This window comes from Chryseobacterium sp. S90, from assembly GCF_047444895.1.
GTDB lineage: Bacteria > Bacteroidota > Bacteroidia > Flavobacteriales > Weeksellaceae > Chryseobacterium.
Genome location: NZ_JBLGCX010000001.1, coordinates 1101690 through 1116414 on the forward strand (window position 1 = coordinate 1101690; position 14725 = coordinate 1116414).

13 protein-coding genes are annotated in these 14725 nt (G+C 36.9%); 3 read left to right on the forward strand and 10 right to left on the reverse strand.

Annotation, left to right across the window (positions count from 1 at the left end; translation table 11 throughout):
- Nucleotides 1–2: 2 nt before the first annotated feature.
- Nucleotides 3–1181 carry a Na+/H+ antiporter NhaA gene (gene nhaA / locus ACLMCG_RS05155; RefSeq protein WP_413959049.1) on the forward strand — a complete coding sequence of 393 codons (1179 nt, stop codon included), beginning with the start codon at nucleotides 3–5 and terminating at the stop codon, nucleotides 1179–1181.
- Here the strand turns inward: nhaA and ACLMCG_RS05160 are convergent.
- A complete protein-coding gene (locus tag ACLMCG_RS05160) occupies nucleotides 1178–2191 on the reverse strand; it encodes a YihY/virulence factor BrkB family protein (RefSeq protein ID WP_142716321.1) in 1014 nt (337 codons plus the stop codon). The two genes, nhaA and ACLMCG_RS05160, sit on opposite strands and share 4 nt — an antisense overlap.
- Before the next feature lie 444 nt (nucleotides 2192–2635).
- Between ACLMCG_RS05160 and ACLMCG_RS05165 the strand changes: the two genes are divergently transcribed.
- On the forward strand, nucleotides 2636–3109 hold the full coding sequence (locus ACLMCG_RS05165; protein WP_413959050.1) for a 23S rRNA (pseudouridine(1915)-N(3))-methyltransferase RlmH: 474 nt from the start codon (nucleotides 2636–2638) through the stop codon (nucleotides 3107–3109).
- 133 nt (nucleotides 3110–3242) lie between these two features.
- Here ACLMCG_RS05165 and ACLMCG_RS05170 read toward each other — a convergent pair whose 3' ends face one another.
- The 4 genes from ACLMCG_RS05170 to ACLMCG_RS05185 all read right to left on the reverse strand — a co-directional run bounded on the left by ACLMCG_RS05170 (nucleotide 3243) and on the right by ACLMCG_RS05185 (nucleotide 5509).
- Nucleotides 3243–3695: a tRNA (cytidine(34)-2'-O)-methyltransferase gene (locus ACLMCG_RS05170; RefSeq protein ID WP_413959051.1), complete on the reverse strand. Its 453-nt coding sequence runs from the start codon at nucleotides 3693–3695 to the stop codon at nucleotides 3243–3245.
- 94 nt (nucleotides 3696–3789) lie between these two features.
- The gene (locus ACLMCG_RS05175; protein WP_413959052.1) at nucleotides 3790–4602 is read right to left on the reverse strand and encodes a tetratricopeptide repeat protein; all 813 of its coding nucleotides are present in this window, start codon (nucleotides 4600–4602) and stop codon (nucleotides 3790–3792) included.
- Nucleotides 4599–5165 (reverse strand): phosphatase PAP2 family protein, encoded by a 567-nt coding sequence (locus ACLMCG_RS05180; protein WP_309434978.1) that lies wholly within the window; start codon nucleotides 5163–5165, stop codon nucleotides 4599–4601. The genes ACLMCG_RS05175 and ACLMCG_RS05180 overlap by 4 nt, the downstream gene beginning before the upstream one ends.
- A 2-nt stretch (nucleotides 5166–5167) precedes the next feature.
- Nucleotides 5168–5509, reverse strand: coding sequence for a twin-arginine translocase TatA/TatE family subunit (locus tag ACLMCG_RS05185; protein ID WP_047376773.1), 342 nt, complete (start codon nucleotides 5507–5509; stop codon nucleotides 5168–5170).
- Between the two features lie 425 nt (nucleotides 5510–5934).
- Here ACLMCG_RS05185 and ACLMCG_RS05190 point away from each other — a divergent pair, with 425 nt between their 5' ends.
- On the forward strand, nucleotides 5935–6885 hold the full coding sequence (locus ACLMCG_RS05190) for a hypothetical protein (protein ID WP_413959053.1): 951 nt from the start codon (nucleotides 5935–5937) through the stop codon (nucleotides 6883–6885).
- An 88-nt stretch (nucleotides 6886–6973) separates the two neighbouring features.
- Here ACLMCG_RS05190 and ACLMCG_RS05195 read toward each other — a convergent pair whose 3' ends face one another.
- The 5 genes from ACLMCG_RS05195 to secD form a co-directional block, all read right to left on the reverse strand.
- Nucleotides 6974–7768: an arylamine N-acetyltransferase family protein gene (locus ACLMCG_RS05195; protein ID WP_413959054.1), complete on the reverse strand. Its 795-nt coding sequence runs from the start codon at nucleotides 7766–7768 to the stop codon at nucleotides 6974–6976.
- A gap of 105 nt (nucleotides 7769–7873) precedes the next feature.
- Nucleotides 7874–9112: a TCR/Tet family MFS transporter gene (locus ACLMCG_RS05200; RefSeq protein ID WP_413959055.1), complete on the reverse strand. Its 1239-nt coding sequence runs from the start codon at nucleotides 9110–9112 to the stop codon at nucleotides 7874–7876.
- Nucleotides 9113–9298: 186 nt separating this feature from the next.
- On the reverse strand, nucleotides 9299–10564 hold the full coding sequence (locus tag ACLMCG_RS05205; protein ID WP_413959056.1) for a hypothetical protein: 1266 nt from the start codon (nucleotides 10562–10564) through the stop codon (nucleotides 9299–9301).
- An 83-nt stretch (nucleotides 10565–10647) separates the two neighbouring features.
- Complete coding sequence (locus tag ACLMCG_RS05210) at nucleotides 10648–11220, reverse strand: hypothetical protein (RefSeq protein ID WP_223600194.1); 573 nt, start codon at nucleotides 11218–11220, stop codon at nucleotides 10648–10650.
- A 441-nt stretch (nucleotides 11221–11661) separates the two neighbouring features.
- Entirely contained in the window at nucleotides 11662–14571 is a 2910-nt protein-coding gene (secD, locus tag ACLMCG_RS05215) for a protein translocase subunit SecD (RefSeq protein WP_223600197.1), read from the reverse strand.
- Nucleotides 14572–14725 lie beyond the last annotated feature (154 nt).

The window sequence follows — 14725 nt, forward strand, 5'->3', positions numbered from 1 at the left end:
ACATGAATTTATCTCTATATTTTAAAAAATTTTTCAACAACAGTCAGTCTTCAGGAATTATTCTTATTTTCTGTGTACTTGTTTCATTACTTATTGCCAATTCCTCTGCTGCAGAGAGTTTTCAGCATTTCTTAGACAAAGAAGTGGGCACTCATATTTTTGGGCTGGAATATCCTGTCAGCATCTGGATCAATGACGGATTGATGGCCGTATTCTTCCTTCTGGTAGGTCTTGAAATAAAACGGGAACTTGTAGAAGGTGAGCTTTCATCCTTTAAAAATGCCTCGCTTCCCATTTTTGCGGCGGTAGGCGGAATGCTTGTTCCGGCGGTGATTTACAGCATTTTCAATACCGGAACCGAATACAGCAATGGCTGGGGAATTCCTATGGCCACTGATATTGCTTTTTCATTGGCAATTATTTCGATGTTGGGTAAAAAGATTCCCAATTCTATCAAGATATTTTTAGCAGCATTGGCTATCGTAGACGACCTGGGAGCGATTCTTGTGATTGCTATTTTCTATACCGAACAAATCCACTGGAGCTATCTCCTGTTATCTTTTGGAGTGACTGCCCTGCTGTTTATTTTAAATTTCTTAAAAGTAACCAAAACTATATTTTATATTATTCCCGGGCTGTTTTTATGGTATTTCCTTCATCACTCCGGAATTCATGCTACTATAGCAGGTGTTTTACTTGCATTTTCAATACCAACCAACGCTTCCCATGTAGAAATATCACCATTGGAAAAACTGGAGCACCAGCTTCACATTCCGGTAAGCTTCCTGATCATGCCTATATTTGCTTTAACGAATACCAATATTACTTTTTCCAGTGAAATGGTTGCCGGTGTTACAAGTACATTAGGATTGGGAATTATTTGCGGTTTGGTCTTGGGTAAACTGATCGGTATCAATCTGTTTTCACTTATTGCTATCAAATTAAAGCTTAGTTCTCTGCCTCAAAACAGCAACTGGCTTCAAATGATTGGTGTAGGTCTGTTGGCCGGAATTGGATTTACCATGTCCATTTTTATTGCACTGCTTTCTTTTAAAGGAGAAATTCCTATTCAGGATGAAGCGAAATTTGCTATTTTGATTGCTTCCTTTATAGCTGCTATTGCAGGATTTACCATATTAAGTATAAGTTCAAAAGAAAATCCCGAACTGGAAGAGAATTAATCTTTTTTTCGGGTTTCCAGTTTTCTCTTGTGTTCTTCGTCACCATCAAAGTCAGGTTCTGTAATCTGGCTGTGATAGTGTATGGTTTCTCTCTGGATTTCATCAGACAGCAGCTTTTCTATTCTGAGCTTTCTGATGGCCATATTCAGCTCATTTCCGAATAAAAGCAGATATACATTCACATTCACCCAAACCATCAGCAGGATCATACTTCCGATAGATCCGTAAAGTACGTTATACCGCGCAATATCCTTTACATAAATCGCAAAAATATAAGTAGTAACAACGAACAGTATTGTGGTTAAAATAGCGCCAGGAACCGCCTGTCGGAATCTTGTAATCTTCACCGTTCCTAACCAATAAAATAAGGTCAGAAGGATAAAGTAAAAAAGAGGAAAAGAAACGAATCCGATAATACTGGAGAGGTTATCTACAAGCCAGGTAATATCATAAGCCGGAGTAAACAGTTTCATTACAACCTCCACATAATACACCCCGAAAAGTGCTAAAAAAACAATGGTAATAAAACCTATTGTGATAAAGAATGAAAGAATAAACTCCTTTACATCACTCAGTTTTTCATCCGTATTTTCATTAAAACCATTAATCAGAGAAAATGTACCATTTGTAGCAAAAACAAGCGCAAGAACAATGGTCAGATTACTGATTCCTCTCATATTTGGGATGATATTGCTTTCTATATATCCTCTTACGTCACCTTCCATATTTGAAGGGAACACATTATGCATCAGCACATCAAAAATATAGAACTGCAGTTTATCATAATGCGGCATATAAGGTAAAACAGAAAGCAGAAACAGAATAAACGGAAAAAGACTTATGGTAAAGCTCCAGGAAATAGCCGCCGCTTTTCTACCAATTTTTCCTTTGAAAATCCCGGAGATATAGATCTGAAACATCTGCCAAAGCGATATTCCCAAAACAGGAATATGGATGCTGTCAAAAAACTCTTGAATCTTCAAAATAAATCTGGGAACCTTTACACTCATCGATCTGTTTGTCTTTATACAAATGTAGGGGAATTAAATTAAATAAGGAAAAGATTGAATGTGATAGGTGGCAGATTGAAGGTAGCAGGGATTAGGGAAAATATTCTGTAAAATAGTAATACATGTCTATTGGAAGTCAATAGTGAATTTTGCTTCGCAAGTGAATGGTGAATGTGGGTGGAGAGATAAGATTCAAGATAATGACAGCTGAAATAGAACCAGCAACAAAAAGAAACCATCAACAAAAGAACTAGCAACAAAAACAACCTTAAACCCTAAACAAGGAACCAAGAGATAAGCTAATCACAACTCAAATAGGACCAGCAAAAAAAACCTGCAACCTGCAACAAAAGAACCAGCAACAAAAGCAACCTGCAACATTCAACCCAAAACTTTGAACTTTTCTCCCCGAAGCCCTATCTTTGCACTCTGAAACTTCTTACAATGCGAATCAGTTTACTTTGTATCGGTAAAACAGACGATAAGGAAATTACGTCTTTAATCAATTACTATCTCAACCGTTTACCTAAACACTGGAATTTTGAAATCACTGAAATTCCGGATGTTAAAAATGCTAAAAATCTATCTCCTGACCTTCTTAAAAAGGAAGAAGCCAAATTGTTTTTAAATCATATCGACAAAAACGATCTGGTAGTGATTCTTGATGAAAAAGGGAAACAGTTTACCAGCCGTGAATTTTCGCAGAAAATTGATACCTGGATGAATTCTTCTGTGAAAAAAGTACATATTCTGATTGGAGGCGCTTATGGCTTTTCTGAAGAAATGTACAGCAGAACGAATGAAAAAATCTCTTTATCCAAAATGACTTTTACCCACCAGATGATCCGCCTGTTCATTGTTGAGCAGCTTTACCGCGCTGATCAGATTCTGCAGGGCAAGCCTTATCATAACGATTAAAAAAGAGGCTCTCAAGAATGTTATTCTGACGAAGGAAGAATCTCACCAATACAATTTCTGAGATTCTTCACTACATTTCATTTCGTTCAGAATGACAAAAGCCAAATAATTTGACTTTTGAGCTAACTTATTTCTATTTCAGGCCAATCTGCCTTTTCGCCTCCCCCACTACAAAAGCAACGGAATTAGCGATATTAAAACTCCTGATCAGTTTAGACATAGGAATGGTCAGATGATTTTCAAAACGATCCAGAACATCTTTACCCAGGCCTACACTCTCTTTTCCGAAAACCAGCCAGTCACCATCCTGAAAATCGGTTTCCAGATATGATTTTTCAGCATGTGAACTCATTAAAAAAACACGAGATTTATCAGGGATCTGCTGAATCCATTCTTCAACATTTTCATATTCAGAAACATCCAGATGTACCCAATAATCCAGTCCGGAGCGTTTCAGGTTTTTGTCATTAATTACAAATCCAAATGGATGAACCAGGTGTAATCTGCTTTCGGTTCCTACACATAATCTTCCGATATTTCCTGTGTTATTCGGTATTTCAGGTTCTACAAGAACAATATTCAGCATCTCTCTTTTTCTTTATTCGTTTTTAAAACAGTTAAACCAGATTTTGGTATTTTAATTTGGATTTAATTAAATAGTCAGGGTTATAAATTTCAATTTATTTCTTGCCACATTTAGCATAAGAATCCGTCAGCACCGCTTTTTCATAACCCAAAGCAACCGCTTTATCAAGATTTGTACATGCTTCCTTAAGTTTAGAAGTATCCATCAGAATCATAGCTTTGCTCACATAGGATTGAGCAAATTTCGGATCTATGGAAATGGCTTTATTAGCATCGGTAAGCGCTTCTTTATATTTTTTCATTTTAAAATACACATCAGCGCGGCCATTGTAAAGCAATGATTCTGGTTTTTCAGAAATAAGTGTATTGTAATCTTTTAAAGCGCCGTCCAGGTCACCATTATTTTTTTTCAGATTGGCCAGTCCTGTTTTTGCAAAAATATTATCGGGCGCAAAAGTCAGAATCTGATTGAGATCTTTGATGGCAAGATCCTTTTTTCCCTGGCTGTCGTAAATTTTGGAACGGGTAAGGTATAAATCCGGAGTTTCAGGATTCACTTTTAATCCTTTTTCTACATATTCCAGTGCTTTTATCTTGTTTCCTTTCTGGCTGTAAAGCGATGACAGATTGACATATACTGAAACAGACATAGGGTTTGCTTTTAATGCAGAATCATAAGATTTAAAAGCCTGAGTGGTCTTCCCCAGCCTTCTCTGAGCTGTCCCGAGATAATCATAATATTCCGACTGATATTTTTGAATCTGTTCTTTCTCAGCCAGTTTTAAGTATTGCTCTTCAGCACATTTATAATCAGCTTTATTAAAACAGTCTGCGGCCAGTTTTTTATCCTGGGCATAGAAATTAAGGGAAAAACAAAGAGAAGTTACTAATAATAAAGTTTTTTTCATGAGGTTATAGTTTGTTTATTGATCACTTTTTTGGCGAGTGCACCAAATATCACTCCCAATAAAGATCCAACAAACGCCCCCACCAAAATATCAATTGGGAAATGCACTCCTAAATAGATTCGGCTGTACGAAACAACCAGAGCCCATGCAAATATAGCATAAGGAAACCATTTAATCTTCTTTTTCAGTAAAATACCTAAATAAGTTGCCAAAAAGAAGGTATTGGAAGCATGAGCCGAATAAAACCCAAACTGTCCGCCACATTTCACAATCCTCATATGATGCTCTAAGGTAGGGTCATGGCATGGCCTTAACCTAGCTACCCCATATTTGAAAACATTGGCAAGCTGATCAGAAACAACAGCCCCCAGCCCTATAAATATGAGAATAAAAACTAAAGTTCTTAGTTGATAATTTTTGTATAAAAAATAAAGAAAAATAATATAAAGAGGTACCCAGATCCAGGTACTTGAAATCAGCATCCAAAACTGGTCGAAAGATGAATCGCCCAGATTATTAAGGTAAAGAAATACCTTTTTATCTTCCTGAATGATTTCCTCCATGATTATCTGCTTACAGGTCCTTCATAAGTCTCATCATCAGCCGGCTTCGGCTTTGGAGGTTCGTTAGAAGCAAGAGTACCAGGTTCTGTCAGAATATCTTTTTCAATATCCTTCATCGGGTTAAAATCTTTGGCAGCATCTTTTACCTTTTCAATCTCACGCTTTATTTCAGAAACAGGATTATCTGTTTCCTTCATGATTTCAGTTTTGATATCTTCTACTGCTCCACGCATTTTTCTAACGCCTGCACCTAAGTCACGCGCAATCTGAGGCAGTTTATCCGGTCCGAATAATACAACGATTGCAATGGCAATGAGTGCCATTTCTCCAATGCTTAATTCCATCCGGTAAAATTACGAAAGATTATTGCATTTATGAATGGTAAACTAAAAATTTAAACAAATTTTAAGATTTTGTAAAATTTCAGAGTTTTGAGTTCAAGGTTGTTTTTGTTGCTGGTTGTTGGTTGCTTTTTGTTGATGGTTCTATTTCAGTTGTAATTATCTTCGTTCAAGGTTCAAGGTTTTTTGTTGCTGGTTCTATTACCTCATGAATCTTGTCTCTCCCACATTCACCATTCACTTGCGAAGCAAAATTCACAATTGACTTTCAATAGACATGTATTACTATTTCACAGAATATTTTCCCTGCTACCTGCTACCTATCATCTAATCCCTACAAACTACAAATTAACAAATATTTAATTCAAAACAATGAGAATTACACAACAATTCTGTATATTTATAATGCACAACCAAACAAATATATTATGAAAAAACTAGTGACTACTTTTAAAGTTTTCGCCGTATTATCGGTATTGGCATTCAATAGCTGCCAGAATGAAAACAACGAAATCAATCAGCAGGAAACAGTTCAGGCAAAAACAACCGTCGCAGACCTGAAAAAAGAGATCACTCCTCTTTCCTCTCAAATTGTTCCTGAAGCGGTACAGCTTCAACTGAATGAATCCGGAAAAAACCTTGAAACTTATCTGAAAAATGATCTGCAGATTGCAGAAGTGAAAGTATTGGGAAAAATTTCAACTCAAAAAGGTATTGATCTTTCCAATAATCTGATCACCGACAAAGACCAGTTTATCGCATCGGGAAACATTATGGATCCCTCTTCAGTAAAGATTGGAAAAATTGAAGATCTATACAGTGGAGATGATCTGACGACAGCTCAGCAGGGGCTGAAAGAAGCTGTCACTGAAGAAGTGAAAGCCGGAACCAACGTTATGGAAATAACATGGAACGGAAAAAACGGAAAATTTACCACCCTATGTTTTTACAAAGATTCGGGGATTATCTGGGATAATATTTTCGGAGGTCTTATCATGATGGATCCACGTGGGAATTCGGAAGCTTCCGATAACAATCAGGCGGCAAAAGTAGTCTCTACCTGGTATAAACAATGGTGGACAGCAAGCTGGCTGTGGGGTTCCAAGAGAGGTGAAGCCGGATATCAGATTACGATTTATTATTCCGGTTCTACAGTTTCCAATGCGGATGTAAGCGATTGGGGATATATCAGTTTAGGAAAAGCGAAAAGTGAAAGTAAGATTACAAAGAAAACAGGTGCTTACGGACAATGCCGTTATGCATTAGGACTTTGCACACCTACAGGTTCTTTAAGCTTTAATTCCACTAACTTTTCTGTGTCATTCTCAGGATTGGGCAGTAATATTGTCAGTAACGGGACAAAATCCCTTTATCCATAATTTTCATAAAAATCAGATTTCAAAAAACGGGAAGCTTGCTGAGCTTCCCGTTTGTATTTTATATCAAGGTTTTTTTAAGATATCAATTTCAAGTTCTTGACTTCAGCACTTCTACTGCATTTTCTTTCAGTCCAAAAGTATTTTTCAGCATGGCAAACAAATCTTCATTATTATGAATCATAACAGATTCTTTCTCTCCTTTTTCATATCTTATATTCAGAGTATTCTGACTGAAAGTGTAACGGGCTTCTTCATCTACTTTGGAAAGCACCAGATTTTTCTTGAAGTTGGATTCAGGATGTGTAGATAAGTACCAGTTGGAAATTTCCAGATCTGCATGTTCAACTTGTTCGAGTGCAAAACGATAAATCGGCAGCCATTTTTCTTTCCAGATCCACAGGAAATACATTCCTTCTTTTTGTGAAATCTTAAAGAGACCGTTCGGGGTCTGTTGTGGTTCTTCGTTATTTAATAATAAAGGTGTAGTAAGTGTAGTCGTTCCAAAACCGCAATCTACCAGATATTTTTGCCCTTCTATATCAGCGATAAGCATCAAATGGCTTCTGGCAGCACTGCCGTCTTCTTCTCTTCGCCATACGACCCTTCCCAATTGCAGTTCAACAAGGAATCCCAGGCTTGAAAGCACTTCTCTTAAAAGTAAATTTTGTTCATAGCAATACCCGCCTCTCGATTCTGTAACCAGTTTTTTGAAAATATTATCCAGATCCAGAGAAGGAACTGTTCCTGTGTAAGAATCAATATTCTCAAAAGGAATATGTTTAGGATGAAGCTGATGTATTGTTTTCAATACCTCCATACTCATTTCCGGAGTTCCGGAGAAATGAATCCGTTCGAAATACTTTTCCAGGTTTAATGTATTCATAATTTATTTTGTGTTTAAAAAAGCAGAAAAACTACTCCTGTAAAATTATTGAATAGATTGGACCCGAGCGGCATATATGGCCAGAATAGAACAAATTTATTGTTTCTAAAACTCCTTTTCTATTTTTACTTTTCCTTTTTTCTGAAATGCAGAATAAGTAATCACAACGCTAACCGCCATTAAAATAAATGCTAAAAAGAAAGGAGCACCGGAAAACTTGAACGGCGCTTCATCATGCGTGAAAAAGTAAAACAGATTCGTCATCATCGGAGGCCCAATAATAGAAGTTGCACTCATTAAGCTCGTCAACGCTCCCTGAAGTTCACCCTGCTCATTGGAAGGAACACTTTTTGTGATGACAGACTGTAATGCCGGTCCACAGATTCCTCCTAAGCAATAAGGAACCAAAAATACAAACATCATCCATCCTTCAGAGGCAAAAGCAAACAGCAACATTCCAACTGCGTAGAAAGCCAGTCCGTAATAAATACTTTTCTGCTCTCCAAGCCTTGGTGTAGTCCATCTGATAAGCCCACCTTGTACAAGACCTACCAATAAACCTACTACTCCTAATGAAATTCCCACCATTCTTTCTGTCCAGCTGAACTTATACATCGTAAAGAAGCTCCAGTTGCTCTGTACAGCATGACCTGCAATATAAATCAATATTAAGGAAAGAATAAGTCCTGAAATTTCAGGGTGCTTACCTAAAAATTTAAATGAACCAATTGGGTTTGCTCGTTTCCAGTCAAACTCTCTTCTTTTATCTTTATCCAAACTTTCAGGAAGGATGAAATATCCATACAGGAAATTAAGCAGACACAGGCCCGCAGCTGCATAGAAAGGAACTCTGGCTCCATAGTGACCAAGCACTCCTCCCAGAACCGGACCTATAATAAATCCGAGCCCAAAAGCGGCACCTATCAGTCCAAAATTCTTGGCTCTGTCTTCATCAGTGGAAATATCTGCAATGTAGGCACTGGCAGTGGTGACACTTGCACCCGTTATTCCGGCAATAATTCTTCCGAGAAACAACCACCAGATTGTGGGTGCCAGAGCAAGGAAAATATAGTCCACGGCAAATCCGAAAAGAGAAATCAGGATCACAGGCCTGCGTCCATATTTATCACTCAGGTTTCCGACAAGCGGAGAGAATATAAATTGGGTAAATGCATAGGCAAATCCAAGCCAGCCACCATATTTTGCAGCTTCACTAATATCTGCGTGAATAAGTTCCTCAATTAATTTGGGAACAACAGGAATAATGATTCCCCATCCTGTAATATCAATCAGTAAAGTAATAAATATAAAGCCTATAGCTGCTTTTTTCTTTGAATTTTCCATGATGGTGCAAAATTAATCAAATCTTAAAAATAATGGTTCTAAATTTCCATGTATTAAAGAAGTATAACATGAATAATATCCTTAATTTACTTTTTAGTATTTATATCAGCTATTCAACAAGAAAAAAGCCTGTTCCAAATTTTTCTTTTGAAACAGGCTTGTATAATCAATCAGAAATCAATCTATTTAATTGGAATTCAACTTTGTATATATCATTCGGTTTGTAATAATACATTTGATCAGACAGTTTTGTTTTACAGTTACTTTTACCACATTGGTGTATTGATAGCCAGTAGTATTTCCGCTGAGTACAGACCTCACACCCCTGCGATAATAAGTAGTCTGTGTAACTGGTGGGGCATCATAAGTAACAGATGTTGCATTGGTAATATTCACAAATGTTATATTATCTGCCGAACTTTGCCATTGATATTCTGCTGAACCACTTACCTGTGCTGCTGTAGTCTGATTAAACACAGCCGGATCATTGCTGATATCCATACACACCGTCTGGTCTGCCGAAATAGCTCCGGGATCATTTACAGAGTTGACAAAAAGTCTTCCCACAGTAGAAATTGCCTGGAAGGAACAGGTATGAAAGCTGGAGTTGGCCACTACACGGTATTGATTATTATTAAATCCTACAGGAACATTGCTGATCGTAAGAGTGGACGAAGTAACATTGCTGTAGTTAGCACCATTCGTCAGGTTAGTCCAGGTACTTCCGTTAAGAACCTGCCATTGATAAGTAATATTATCCGGAGTTTCATCTGTAGGAGTATTATTGATCACAGCAGTCATAGTTGTTGATCCGCCTGCAGCCACAGTTTTATCCGAAGGCTGGGACAGATAGGTCATAGGAGCCAGATAATATTCAGAAAGAATATTATACACCCTCATCTGACTGAATGAGAAACCCACCCCTATAGCTTCTCCAAAGTCCAGCCTTACTTCATCCCATGCTGCAGTGGGAATTACTTTAATGATCCTGCGCCCCTGATTATCACCAAAATCAAAGAAGAAATGACCATTGATACCTGTACGGTAGATTTCCTGTCCATTATTATAAAAAACAAAATTTCCCCCGTTAAAACTGGGATTAAAATTGAAACCATCCGAAGCAAAGTCAATATACACAGGTTTATTAGCCTGAAAATCGGCACCATTGGTTCCAACCCCTACATACATGCTGCAGAAAAGGCCGGCACCTGTACCCGGCTTTAAAGAGGCAAATGAATTGACATCCGTATCAGTCATATTATTAGGATTAGCCGCTTCTTTTCCCAATCTGAAACAAAGAAACCCGCCATCACTTGAGCTTGATGTATTGGTATCCAATAATCTCCCACATCCGCCATTGGGAAGTGTTACCATCTCCTGAGATGTCATTTTGCCTGATACAAAAAGACAAACTGCTATAAGCATATATTGTAATATTGAATTTGTTTTCATCATCAACAATTTTTAAAGTTAATTATACACGGGATACTCACCCCTGAACAAGGATGGTCATAATGACTGTATGTCTCTTAAAATTATTTGATTACAAATACAATATTCACAAAAGAACAGGCAGTAGCCGATCCTATCACATCATAGCGAAGAATTCCATTCGCATCAATGCTTACATTGCTTAAAACTGTACTGTCAAAATCAGTCACATAATAATACAGATCTGTAGCATTTACAAAAAAAGGAATCGCTCCCGGAGCTCCTGTACTTGAAACTTTTGGGGTGGAAAACTGAGTTTTATAAAGCTGGAATAAGTCCTTTGTTCTTCCTGTACCTAACGTAGAAGTATCAATACTGATGGAAGGCATATAGAAGAACTTAACGACATTTCCACTGATCGGGATCCAGTTTGGACTGGAAGGTGTTCCGATATTCTGAGCCAGTGCCTGTCTTGTAAGATCATAAACCAATAAACCATTAGCTGGTGTAGCTATTGTTGTGAGATCGGCAATTCTGGGGATCAATACACCTTTATTGGTGCCTGTAACATCTAATGCAGAACTTTTATCAGGATTTGAAGTACTAATCCCAACCTGAGCGTAAAGGAAACTGGCAGCACATAATGCCGCAGCAACGAATAATTTTTCGACTTTCATTTTTGTTTTGTTTACAGTAAATATAAAATAATTAATTACATAAAACTCTTATTTTTTAATAATTTTTAAATAAAATAACCATTTCAGTAAAAACTCGTAAAAACCCTCTATTATTCGACAATTATACAAAAAGTTTTACTCTCTACAATTTGAGTTATTAAACATAACTCTACTTTAACACAATTTAAAAAAATGAAATTTATTAAAAAATAAACAATAAAATCAGAATGAAAACAACTAATAAATAGTTACCAATAAAAAATGAATAAAATAATTAATAATTACTTGAAAATTCAACTGTTACTTATGAAAGAATATCTACATCTCTGAAAACATCTGTTACTTGCTATTAAACTGACTATAAACCCATAAAGCGGTAAAATATATAAAAAAAAGACCGCTTCTTTCGAAACGGTCTTTATTAATTTATTGTAGTTTGTATTACTTTGAAGCAAGCTCTTCTTTTGTAGAAGTGGTTTTTCCGTGTACCTCTTCTTCTTTTCCTGTTTTAAGGAAGTCATAAGCAATTGCAGACGCAATAAAGATAGATGAATACGTACCGAATCCAATACCAATTAACATAGCAAACATGAATCCTCTCAAGTTATCACCACCGAAAATGAAGATCGCAAGGATAACCAGAATCGTAGTAAATGAGGTATTGAATGTTCTACCCAATGTACTTGAGATAGAGTCATCAAAAAGACCCGCTAATGTTAAAGATTTTTTCTCTCTTAAGTATTCTCTAATTCTGTCGAAGATAATTACCGTATCATTGATTGAGTAACCTAATACAGTAAGGATTGCAGCAACGAAATCCTGATTGATCTCCATATTGAACGGCATAAACTTATGAAGCAATGAATAAGCTCCCAAAATGATAACCGCATCGTGGAATAAAGCTGCAACAGCACCAAGAGAGAACTGCCATTTTCTGAATCTTACCAAGATATAGATGAAAATACCTGCTAATGCTGCGACTACAGCAAGAATACCGTGAGTCTTGATATCGTCAGCAACCGTAGGTCCTACTTTCTCAGAAGAAATAATTCCTGAGTGATCTTTATCTGCAGATTTGAAATCTTTTAACGTCATGTTTGCAGGTAAGCTGGATTTTAATCCGTCATACAATTTCTGCTCAACAGTCTGGTCAGCTTTTAAAGATTCATCTTCGATAAGGTAATCTGTAGAGATTTTCAACTGCTTGTCATTACCGAAAGTTTTAGCTTCTACAGAAGAGTTTTTACCATCCTCAGTCTGGAATACCTTCACTAAATTAGCCTCAACATCTTCAGCATTTACAGCCTTATCAAATCTCACCACATAGTTTCTACCTCCTGTAAAGTCGATACCATATTTGAATCCGTGGATGGCAATAGATGCGATACAAACAACAGTTAAAACACCGGAAATGATGTATGCATATTTTCTTTTTCCAATAAAATCGATCCATGTATTTCTGAAAAGATTTTTTGTAGCACCTGTCCAAACTGAAAGGTGTTTTCCTTTATTCAATCTGGAGAAGATCATTACTCTTGAAATCAATACCGAAGTAAAGAATGTCATCAAGATACCGATTCCTAACGTTAATGCAAAACCTTTGATTGGCCCTGTTCCGAAAAGGAATAGTACACCTGCTGTCAATAATGTCGTTAAGTGACCATCAACAATAGCATTTAATGCATGTTTGAAACCGTCTTTGTATGCTTCAAGAATACTTTTTCCTGCGAAAAGTTCTTCTTTAGTTCTTTCATAAATAATTACGTTCGTATCTACCGCCATGGCCATTGTAAGTACAATACCTGCGATACCAGGAAGCGTAAGGGTAGCATCTACGGAATCCATAATTCCGAAAATGTAGAATAGGTTGATAATCATTGCAATTACTGCATAAACCCCAGCTCCACCGTAATAGAAAATGATATAAGCAATAATTAATAAGAATGCAATACCGAATGACATTACACCCGCATCAATAGATTCTTGTCCTAATGAAGGCCCTACAACTGTAGCCTGAACTACTTTTGCTCCTGCCGGTAATTTACCTGCTCCTAAAACGTCAACCAGTTCTTTAGCTTCTTCCTGAGAGAAGTTACCGGAGATCTGAGTTCTACCGTTTGGAATTGCATTTACAACGTTTGGTGCAGTATAAACTCTACCGTCAAGCGTTACAGCAACCGGCTTACCAACGTTTTTCTCAGTTAATGTTTTCCAATCTTTTGCTCCTTTGGAATCCATCTGCATGTCTACTACTACTCTGCTCAGTTCATCATAGCTGATGTTTGCAGTTTCAACAGCACCGTCTACCGGAGCTTTTTGGTTGATGTTACCTCTGATAGCATACAACACCAAGCTTTCGGCATCTGTAGCTTCAGGTTTGTACCCCCACATGAACTGTGTATATTTAATGTTAGCCGGACGTAAAGACTGACCTACTTTACTGTTTAAAATTTTATTTACAACAGCTGTATCGGATAATTTTACGTTAGCAACACCGTTCGTTCTTAATTTGTCAAGCTGTAAAAGGTTCATGAAGTTCACATTCTTTGCCACTCCCATAGAATCTCCTTTTGCAGCAACCATAGTTGTCAAAGTCTGGAAATAAGGTGCAATTTCAGGAACCTGCTGTACTTCCCAGAACTGGAGTTTTGCAGAAGTCTGAAGCATTTTCTTCACTTTATCGATGTCCTTCATACCAGGCATTTCCACAGAAATTCTAGCTGTTCCAGGTACTCTCTGAACGTTTGGCTGCACAGCACCCATTTTATCAATTCTCGTTCTGATTACCTCAAAAGCTGTTCCTACAGATGCATCAATTTTTCTTTTAACAATGCTTTTCACCTGCTCATCAGGAGTGTTATACTTCACCTCAGTAAGGGTTGTATTTCCGAAAATTTCCGGATCTGCCAACTTAAGGTTTGTTCCTTTAGCTTTGTTAACCAGATCGAATTGCTCGAAAAAGTTATCGATGTAAGCTTTTGTAGAATTCTTCTGTGCTTCATCAGTTTTGTTTAAAGCCTCGATAAGAACAGGATTTGTAGAATAATTTGTTAAATCATTCACAAGGTCTCTCTGGTTGATCTCCAAAAGAACGTTGATCCCTCCTTTCAAGTCAAGACCAAGTTTCATTTCCTTGTCTTTGGCTTTAGTGTAATAAAGTTTTGTGAATCCTAGATTCAAAGTATCCTTAGAAAGTCTAGCAATTTCTTTCTGATACTTCTCTGGATTGTCTCCTGCAATAGCAGTCGCCTGCTTTTCAATTTTGCTGGCGTACCATGTTGGTAATAGCTCGTTTAAGCAAATCAACCCTAGTACAATAGCGACAATTGTAATAAGTCCTTTTCCTTGCATTTTGTTATAACTACGTTAAATTAAGTCGGCAAATATAATGATTTTCTTGTATTTTATGAATTTTTAACAACAGAAATGGTTTATTTTCAGATATATTGGTATTCTGAGTTCTATTTAAGATTTAACAATTTTTTCATGCTATCGTAATGAAGTC

Excerpts from the sequence above, each read along its gene's own strand:
- ACLMCG_RS05190 (WP_413959053.1), top strand. The coding sequence starts at position 5,935 with ATGAAAAAACTAGTGACTACTTTTAAAGTTTTCGCCGTATTATCGGTA.
- ACLMCG_RS05180 (WP_309434978.1), bottom strand. The coding sequence starts at position 5,165 with ATGGAGGAAATCATTCAGGAAGATAAAAAGGTATTTCTTTACCTTAAT.
- ACLMCG_RS05170 (WP_413959051.1), bottom strand. The coding sequence starts at position 3,695 with ATGCTGAATATTGTTCTTGTAGAACCTGAAATACCGAATAACACAGGA.
- nhaA (WP_413959049.1), top strand. The coding sequence starts at position 3 with ATGAATTTATCTCTATATTTTAAAAAATTTTTCAACAACAGTCAGTCT.
- ACLMCG_RS05160 (WP_142716321.1), bottom strand. The coding sequence starts at position 2,191 with ATGAGTGTAAAGGTTCCCAGATTTATTTTGAAGATTCAAGAGTTTTTT.
- ACLMCG_RS05205 (WP_413959056.1), bottom strand. The coding sequence starts at position 10,564 with ATGAAAACAAATTCAATATTACAATATATGCTTATAGCAGTTTGTCTT.
- secD (WP_223600197.1), bottom strand. The coding sequence starts at position 14,571 with ATGCAAGGAAAAGGACTTATTACAATTGTCGCTATTGTACTAGGGTTG.
- ACLMCG_RS05165 (WP_413959050.1), top strand. The coding sequence starts at position 2,636 with ATGCGAATCAGTTTACTTTGTATCGGTAAAACAGACGATAAGGAAATT.
- ACLMCG_RS05200 (WP_413959055.1), bottom strand. The coding sequence starts at position 9,112 with ATGGAAAATTCAAAGAAAAAAGCAGCTATAGGCTTTATATTTATTACT.
- ACLMCG_RS05185 (WP_047376773.1), bottom strand. The coding sequence starts at position 5,509 with ATGGAATTAAGCATTGGAGAAATGGCACTCATTGCCATTGCAATCGTT.
- ACLMCG_RS05210 (WP_223600194.1), bottom strand. The coding sequence starts at position 11,220 with ATGAAAGTCGAAAAATTATTCGTTGCTGCGGCATTATGTGCTGCCAGT.
- ACLMCG_RS05195 (WP_413959054.1), bottom strand. The coding sequence starts at position 7,768 with ATGAATACATTAAACCTGGAAAAGTATTTCGAACGGATTCATTTCTCC.
- ACLMCG_RS05175 (WP_413959052.1), bottom strand. The coding sequence starts at position 4,602 with ATGAAAAAAACTTTATTATTAGTAACTTCTCTTTGTTTTTCCCTTAAT.